We start from the raw sequence: 7744 nt of genomic DNA, 5'->3' as shown, positions 1-7744 counted from the left end.
GTGCGCGCGGTGAACCTGCTCGACGGGGCCTTCTACGCCCATGACCCGCACCCGGTGTACGACGAGCTGCGCGCCCGTTCACCCGTCTTCCGCGACGAGAACGGGCTGTGGGGACTCACGTCGTACGAGACCGTCGCGTTCGCCAGCCGGCGGCCGGAGCTGTTCAGCAGCGCGGGCGGCTCCCGGCCGCTGACCGGCCCGCTGCCGCACATGATCGACATGGACGACCCGGACCACCACCTGCGCCGGTCCCTGGTGAGCAAGGGCTTCACCCCGCGGCGGATCGCGGCTCTCGAGCCGCAGGTGACGAAGGTGGTCACCGACGTCCTCGACGCCTTCCCCGGCGGGGACTTCATCAGCGGTGTCGCCGCGCTCATCCCGCTGTACGTCATCGGCGACCTGCTCGGCATCCCGTCGGAGGACCGCGACCAGCTGCTGCAGTGGAGCGAGGACATGCTCGCGGGCCAGGGCGACCGCAGCCCCGAGACGCTGGAGCGGACCTACGCCGCCATCACCGGCTTCCGGCAGTACGCCGGCAAGCTGGTCGGCGAGCGCCGCGCCGCACCGGCCGATGACCTGATCAGCGTGCTCGCCCACGCCGAGGTCGCGGGTGCGCAGCTAGGCGACGACGAGGTGATCAGCGAGACGCTGCTCGTCCTCATCGGCGGCGACGAGACCACCCGGCACGTCATCGGCGGCGGCGTCGAGCAGCTGCTGCGGCACCGCGAGCACTGGGACGCGCTGCGCGACGACCCGTCCGCCATCCCCACGGCGGTCGAGGAGATGCTGCGCTGGGTGTCACCCATCAAGAACATGTGCCGGACCCTCACGGCCGACACCGAGATCGCCGGCGTCACCATCCCGGCCGGCGACCAGGCGCTGCTGCTCTACGAGTCCGCCAACCGCGACCCGGCCGTCTTCCGGCACCCGCACGAGTTCGACCCGGCGCGGAACCCGAACGACCACGTCGCCTTCGGCCTCGGGCCGCACTTCTGCATGGGCGCCTACCTGGCACGGCTGGAGACCCGGGTGCTGCTCGAGCAGCTCCTGGTCCGCTTCCCGGACCTCGCGCTCGCGTCCGACGACGAGCTCCCGCGGCGGCCCAACGCCTTCATCAGCGGCCTGGAGCGGATGCCCGTCGTCCTCGGCTGACCTCCGTAGCGACACCGGCGGCCGGGACGATGGGATGCAGTCGTGCGCAAGTGGCTGGTGGTCCTCCTCGTCGTCGCCGTGCTCGGCACCTCCGGCACCCTCTACTGGCAGCACCAGCAGGCGGAGCAGCGCAAGCGGGACCGAGCGGCGGCCCTCGCCGTTGCCTCCCGGTTCCTCACGCTGTGGCGGAGCAAGCAGTACGACGGGATGGGCGCGCTCACCGTCGCCGACCCGGACGCGGGCGTCAGCTACGCCCGGCTCGCCGAGCGGCTGAAGGCATCCAGCGTCGTGCCGCAGCCGCGTGGCCTCAGCGCCGACGGGCGCAGCCTGCGGTACACCGTGACCGCGCAGCTGGAGGGGTTGGGCGAGCTCAGCTGGGACAACGACGTGCGGACCCAGAAGACGGGGCGGGGCTGGCGGGTCGCCTTCAGCTCCGCGGCGGTGTTCCCTGGACTGCGCAACGGGCAGGTGCTCACCCGCTCCGACCCGCTGGTCTCACGCGGTGAGCTCACCGACCGGCGCGGCGTGCCCCTCCGTTCAGCGAGCGCCGATCTCGCTGCGAACGTGCTCGGCAGCACCGGCGCTGCGAAGACCGGTCTCGAGCGGATCTACGACAGCCGACTGAGCGGAACGTCCGGTGGCGATGTGCAGGTCGTCGCCCGGGGCACCGGGCAGGTCGTGCAGCTGGTGAAGCACTTCCCGGCGCGGGCGGCCACCCCGGTGCGCACCACTCTCGACGTCACCGTGCAGCGGGCCGCGGAGGCCGCACTGGCGACGGTGCCGGGGCCCTCAGCTCTCGTCGCGATCGACGTCGCAACGGGTGAGGTGCGCGCGATCGCGAACCACCCGATCGTGGGGCTTCCGCCCGCCCTGCGCTCGGAGGCGCCGGGCTCGACGTTCAAGGTCGTGGTGGCCGAGGCAGCGCTGGAGCACGGCCTGACACCGGCCAGCACCGTGCCCTGCCCCGCGAAGGTGGTGTTCGGCGGCAAGGCCTTCGGCAACGACGAGCCGCTACCGACCTCGATGACGCTCGCGACCGCGTTCGCCCGCTCCTGCAACACCGCGTTCCTCTCGATCGCCGACGGCTTCCCCAAGGGCACTGTCGGCAAGATCGCGGGGTTGTTCGGCTTCGGGCGCGGTGACCTGCTGCCGATCGGCGGCCAGGGTGGTGACGTCCCGGCTCCCGGAAGCACGTCGGAGGCGTACGCCGACATCATCGGCCAGGGCCGCGTCGAGGCCTCACCGCTCCTGCTGGCGTCGATGTCGGCTGCTGTCGCCTCCGGCACCTGGCGGCAGCCGCACCTCGTCGTCGGGCCGGTCCCCAGCAACACTGTCCCGAACGCGGGCGCGCTGCGGCTCCTCATGCGCCAGGTCGTCACCGTGGGCACGGCCGCGAGGGCCGGGCTCCCGACCGGCACCGCCGGCAAGACCGGCACCGCCCAGTACGGCACCCAGGTGCCGCTGCCCACGCATGCCTGGTTCACCGGTTACCGCGGCGGTCTGGCCTTCTGCGTCTACGTCAAGGACGGCGCGTCGGGCGGGTCCGTCGCCGCGCCGGTGGCGGCCCGCTTCCTCCGCGCTCTCGCGGTGTAGGTGCCCGCGCCGCCTCCCTGCGCCAGCCACATGCCCAGCGCCACGAGGACGGCGGCCACCGCCAGCTGCAGGCTGATCTGCTCGCCGAGCAGCACGACCGCGCCGGCCGCCGTGAGGACGGGGATGGCGAGCTGCACGGTCCCGGCCTGCGTGGCCGACAGCGACCGCTGGCAGGCGTACCAGGCGACGTAGGCGAAGGCGGTCGTGCCCGCGCCCATGACGGCGGCCCAGGCCACGCCGGCGGCCGTCACGTCCACGTCGGTCGTGGCCAGTGCGGCGGTGAACGGCAGCAGCACGGCGGCCAGCACAAGGAAGTTCCCGGTGGATGCGATCCTCGGGTCCGGTACCCCGCGGCCCGCGGCGGTGTAGAGCCCCCATGCCGCGCCGGTGGCGGCCAGCAGCAGCACGCCGAGCGGTGTCACGGTGCTCACCGACGTGCTGGCCAGCACCCCGAGGCCGGCCAGGGCGACCGCGGCACCCACGAGCCGGGTGCGGGGCACCGGCACCCGGCGCGCCACGTCGTGCGCGACGAGCGTCACGAGCACCGTCGCGTAGAAGACGAAGGTCCCGGCAGCGGCGCCGATGTGCTCGTAGCCGTAGGAGATGCAGACGGCGTACACCCCCAGCCAGAGAGCCGGGACGAGGTGCGTACGTCGTACCTGGGGCCGCTCGCCGAAGGCGAGGGCCAAGAGGACGAGGGCGGCGGCGCCGGCGAGGAACCGGACGCTGGTGACCAGGCCGGCGTCGAGCATCCCGCCGCGGACCACGTGCCGGGTGATGAGCGAGTTCGCCGCGAACGACACCAGCACGAACGGCAGCAGCAGGCGCGTCGGCACGGCGGCAAGTCTCGCCGAAGATCGGACTGGCTCGGCCGAGGTCACCAGTCACGCTGCCTGTCGTGAGTCAGGTCGCCTGCGACAGAGCGCTGGCAATCACTTCGGCAGTCTTCTGCGGAGCCTCGTCCGGGAGGAGGAACACCGAGCCGGGAATCGTCACCAGGGTCACGTTGGGAGCCGCTTGGAGCGTGGCGCGCTCGGCGTCGGTGAGGCCGCCGTCCCCCTTCTCGGCGTGGACCACCCACACGGGAACCCCGGACGCGGCCAGCTGGGCGGCGAAGTCGCGGTCTTCCGCGATGTAGTCGAGGTACGCGCCGCACGCCACAAGAGCGTCGCGGGCTCTGTTCTGCTTGAAGTCCTCGATCAGCTCCTTCTTGTGCGGTTCAGGTGTCTTGGCAGACTTGGCCATCAGTGGCATGAGCCGGAGCAGGGCGGACAAGGGCCACCTGCCCACCTTCTGCGACGCCCGCACGACGGCGCGGAAGAAGGCGGCCTCGTCCTCAGTCGTCAAGCTGATGCCGAGGAGCACAACGGGGCCTTGGAAGTGCCCTGACAGGACCATGTCCAGAGCCACCGTCGCGCCGTGGGAGAACCCCACGACCACGTCGCACCGATGCTCTCTGGCCAGCTCACCGGCCCGCCGGGCCAGGGCCGGGATGGAAACGTCCTCGGACACAGGCGCGCCTGCCATACCCGGCAGCGTCGTGGCCACCAGACGGACACCGGAGAGTGCCGGGTCAGCCATCACGAGGTTGAACGAGCGGGCAGCGTTGGCTCCGCCGGGGAGGAGCAGGACTGATCGATCCGCATCCGGCGGTCCCGCCGTCAGAAGCTCCCAGGCGTCCCTCATGGCTGGCTCCGAACCGTTGGTTTCAGGACGGAGGCTATAGCGGTCGGTCCCGGCCGGCAGGTTTCCGTCCTGACGACTCGGTACCGCACCACGCTCATGCTGCGAGCGAGGGTTCCGCAGTCCGCCGCGGCTTGCGGTAGTGACGGACGACCCGGGCCTTTGCCGCAGAGCGGTGCATGTCGGAGATGCGCTGCTGAGCCACCGCGTGCAGGAGGTCTCTCATGACGCGTCCTGGTCGGTGTCGTAGCTGGCGAGCAGCGCGCCGGCGCCGCTGACGAAGGCAGTGGTGAAGGCACCCTGGACGACGCGGAAGAACTGGTCGTCAGCAGCGCTCCAGGGGGCCTGGCTGTCCGGCGTGATGGGCTGGTCCGCGGTGGTCTCTGCGGTGCGAGTGGTGGTGGTCTGGCGGATCGACATGGCCTGCTCCTCGTCGGTGCCTCCGGTCGTTCCGGGGACAAGATCAACCGTAGGAATCCCTGAGCAGCAGGGGGATGTGGCAGGCCGTCGGTGGGAAGGGGACAGCCGCCCTCCGGCAGCGGGCTGACCCCCGTCAGATGCAGGGGCCGGTACGACGTCAGCGGGTCTACTGTTCGGGAATGGCACTGCGAGTGGTCTTCGCCGAGGACGACTTCCTGGTGCGCGAGGGCGTGGCGGCACTGCTGGGGGAGTGCGAGGACATCGAGCTCGTCGGCACCGTCGGCGACCCGCACTCGCTGCTCAAGGTCGTGGCCGAGCTCACGCCCGACGCGGTGCTCACCGACATCCGGATGCCCCCGACGCACACGACCGAGGGCATCGACGCGGCGAAGCGGATCCGGGTCGAGCACCCGGGGACGGGCGTGGTCGTGCTGTCGCAGTACGTCGAGGAGGACTACGCCCTCGAGCTGCTGGCGGACGGGGTCGCCGGCCTCGGTTACCTGCTCAAGGAACGGGTCTCGGACCTCGACGAGCTGGTGCGTGCTCTCGGGGAGGTGGCCCGCGGCGGATCGGCGCTCGACCCGAAGGTGGTGGAGGCGCTGCTCGCGCGCCGGGCCAGCGAGGCATCGTCGCCGCTCAGCAGCCTGACCGACCGGGAGCGCGAGGTGCTGCAGGAGATGGCCTCCGGACGCAACAACGCGACGATCGCGAAGACGCTGTTCATGAGCGAGCGGGCGGTCGAGAAGCACATCGGCTCGGTCTTCTCCAAGCTCGGCCTCACCGACGAGACCGAGGTGAACCGCAGGGTGATGGCGGTGCTGACCTTCCGGGACGCGGGCGGCGTGCGCAGCTGACACGCCGACAGGCCCTCCCCGTGGGGAGGGCCTGTCAGCAGGGCGCTCGGTCAGTCGGTGACCACCGCCTTCAGCACGTCGACACGGGCGGCGGAGCGGCTCGGGCCGATCGCTGCGAGGACCCCGGCCACAGCTGCTGCCAGGACGTACCCGGCGATCTGGACCGTCGGCACCGTCACGTGAGTGACGCCCTGGATGGTCTTCGACAGCGCCATCCCGATGCCGATCCCGAGGCCGGCACCGACGGTGGCGCCGAGCAGCGAGATGACGACCGACTCCCACCGGACCATCGACCGGACCTGCGCCCGGGTCATGCCGACGGCGCGCAGCAGCCCCAGCTCACGGGTCCGCTCGTGCACCGACAGCGCCAGCGTGTTCACGATGCCCAGCAGGGCGATGACGACCGACAGCAGCAGCATCACGGACACCAGCGTGAGGAGCTGGTCCACCAGCCCGCCGATCTCCTTCTCGTAGCCCTTGCGGTCGAAGACCCGGGCGTCGGGGTGCCCCGTCAGCGCGGCGGCGATACCGGCCTTCACCTGCGCGGTGCTGGCGCCCTGGTCGACGAGGACGAGCTCGCCGGCAACGAGGCGGTCAGGGACATGGGCCTCCTCGGTCGCCAGGCTGATGATGTAGTTCCCGTCGAGGTAGCCAGTCCCGTCGTACAGGCCCCGGATCGTCAGCCGGGCCGTGCCGGTCGCGGGGAACGTCATCGAGAGGGTCTGTCCCAGTCGGTACCCCTTGTCCTTCGCGAACTCCCTGCGGACCATGATGCCGTCGGTGCCCAGCCGGGCAGAACCGCTGCGCACCTTGAGGTTCAGGGCCTGCTCCACGGTCGTCGGGTCCACTGAGGAGTACGGCTCCGTCTGGGTCCCGAAGCGGGCTTCGCCGAACCCTGTGGGGGAGACGACGCGCACCCCCGGCACCGAGCGGACGAGGTTCGTGACGTCCGGGCTGAAGCCGCCGCCCTGTCCGCTCGCCGGGGTGATGTAGAGCTGAGCGTGCGTTGACTTGCTCAGCACCGTGCCGAACGACGCCTTCAGCGACGACGCCACGACGCCGATCCCGGCCACCATCGTGAGCCCGATCATCAGGGCCGTGGCGGTCGACGCGGTGCGACGCGGGTTGCGCATCGCGTTCTGCCGCGCCAGGTCGCCGGGGACGCCCCGCAGCCGCAGGGGCAGGCCCAGCAGCGCGCTGAGCGGGCGGGCGGCCAGCGGGGCCAGCGTCAGGACGCTGAGCACCGCGGCCAGGATGCCGAGCATCACGGAGTTGGTCCGGTGCTGGTCCAGTCCGTGCGCGATGCCGTAGGCACCCGCCGCGGCCAGCAGCATCCCTGCGACCCCGCGCACGCGGGACGGCGGGCGAGCACCGGGAGTCGCCTCCCGCAGCGCCTCGACGGGCAGCACCTTGGTGGCCCGGCGAGCCGGCACCAGAGCGGCGAGCACGGTGACGAGGGTGCCGACCAGGAGGGAGACCCAGATGGTGCGGCTGTTGAGCACCATCGACGTGCTGGGCAGGCTGAAGCCGAGCGCGGCCATCAGGGCGTTGAGGCCCTTCGCGACGCCGATGCCGATGCCGATGCCGATCGCCGAGGCGACGGCACCGAGCAGTCCTGCCTCGAGGACGAGGTTGGCCAGCACCTGGCGGCGTGACGCTCCCACCGCTCGGAGCAGTGCGATCTCCCGGCAGCGCTGGGTGACGATCATCGTGAAGGTGTTCCAGATGATGAAGGACCCGACGAACAGGGCGATCGCGGCGAACATCGCGAACAGCACCCCGACGAACTTGAACAGGTGCTTGATGGTGTCGGAGGCCTCCTTGGCCGCCGCGGCACCGGTGACCGCCTGCACGTCGTGCGGCAGGACGGCGTTGATGCGGGAGGTGAGCTCGGCATCGCTGATCCGGCCGTCCGACCGCACCTGGATCTCGTCGAACGAGGTCGCGGTGCCCAGCACCCGCTGGGCGGTCGCGGTGGTGAAGTACGCCGAGCTGGTGCCGCCGAAGCTCTTCTCGTGGCCGAAGCCGACGGTGCCGACGAC

7 protein-coding genes are annotated in these 7744 nt (G+C 71.4%); 3 read left to right on the top strand and 4 right to left on the bottom strand.

Going from position 1 to position 7744, the window contains the following annotated elements; translation table 11 throughout:
- Positions 1-1152 (top strand): cytochrome P450 (locus tag JF597_RS52395; RefSeq protein ID WP_294013961.1); only part of this gene is annotated, 1152 nt, incomplete at its 5' end.
- A gap of 42 nt (positions 1153-1194) precedes the next feature.
- A complete protein-coding gene (locus JF597_RS52390) occupies positions 1195-2745 on the top strand; it encodes a penicillin-binding transpeptidase domain-containing protein (protein ID WP_294013959.1) in 1551 nt (516 codons plus the stop codon).
- On the opposite strand, the gene JF597_RS52385 is transcribed toward JF597_RS52390, so the two are convergent.
- The 3 genes from JF597_RS52385 to JF597_RS52375 all read right to left on the bottom strand — a co-directional run bounded on the left by JF597_RS52385 (position 2667) and on the right by JF597_RS52375 (position 4848).
- Complete coding sequence (locus tag JF597_RS52385; RefSeq protein WP_294013957.1) at positions 2667-3581, bottom strand: DMT family transporter; 915 nt, start codon at positions 3579-3581, stop codon at positions 2667-2669. The two genes, JF597_RS52390 and JF597_RS52385, sit on opposite strands and share 79 nt — an antisense overlap.
- Positions 3582-3648: 67 nt before the next feature.
- Positions 3649-4431: an alpha/beta hydrolase gene (locus tag JF597_RS52380; protein ID WP_294013955.1), complete on the bottom strand. Its 783-nt coding sequence runs from the start codon at positions 4429-4431 to the stop codon at positions 3649-3651.
- Between the two features lie 219 nt (positions 4432-4650).
- Positions 4651-4848: a hypothetical protein gene (locus JF597_RS52375; protein ID WP_294013953.1), complete on the bottom strand. Its 198-nt coding sequence runs from the start codon at positions 4846-4848 to the stop codon at positions 4651-4653.
- Positions 4849-5033: 185 nt separating this feature from the next.
- Here JF597_RS52375 and JF597_RS52370 point away from each other — a divergent pair, with 185 nt between their 5' ends.
- The gene (locus JF597_RS52370) at positions 5034-5702 is read left to right on the top strand and encodes a response regulator transcription factor (RefSeq protein ID WP_294013963.1); all 669 of its coding nucleotides are present in this window, start codon (positions 5034-5036) and stop codon (positions 5700-5702) included.
- Between the two features lie 50 nt (positions 5703-5752).
- On the opposite strand, the gene JF597_RS52365 is transcribed toward JF597_RS52370, so the two are convergent.
- On the bottom strand, positions 5753-7744 hold a 1992-nt coding region (locus tag JF597_RS52365; RefSeq protein WP_294013951.1), incomplete at its 5' end, for an ABC transporter permease.

Origin of the sequence: Streptomyces sp. (genome assembly GCF_019510245.1) — a bacterium.
Taxonomy (GTDB): domain Bacteria; phylum Actinomycetota; class Actinomycetes; order Streptomycetales; family Streptomycetaceae; genus Streptomyces.
Note: the sequence above shows the minus strand (reverse complement) of the source record. Positions and strands in the feature narration are given on the sequence as shown.

Bases quoted from the DNA above. Each gene is read 5' to 3' on its own strand.
- JF597_RS52375 (WP_294013953.1), bottom strand. From the start codon at position 4,848: ATGTCGATCCGCCAGACCACCACCACTCGCACCGCAGAGACCACCGCG.
- JF597_RS52380 (WP_294013955.1), bottom strand. From the start codon at position 4,431: ATGAGGGACGCCTGGGAGCTTCTGACGGCGGGACCGCCGGATGCGGAT.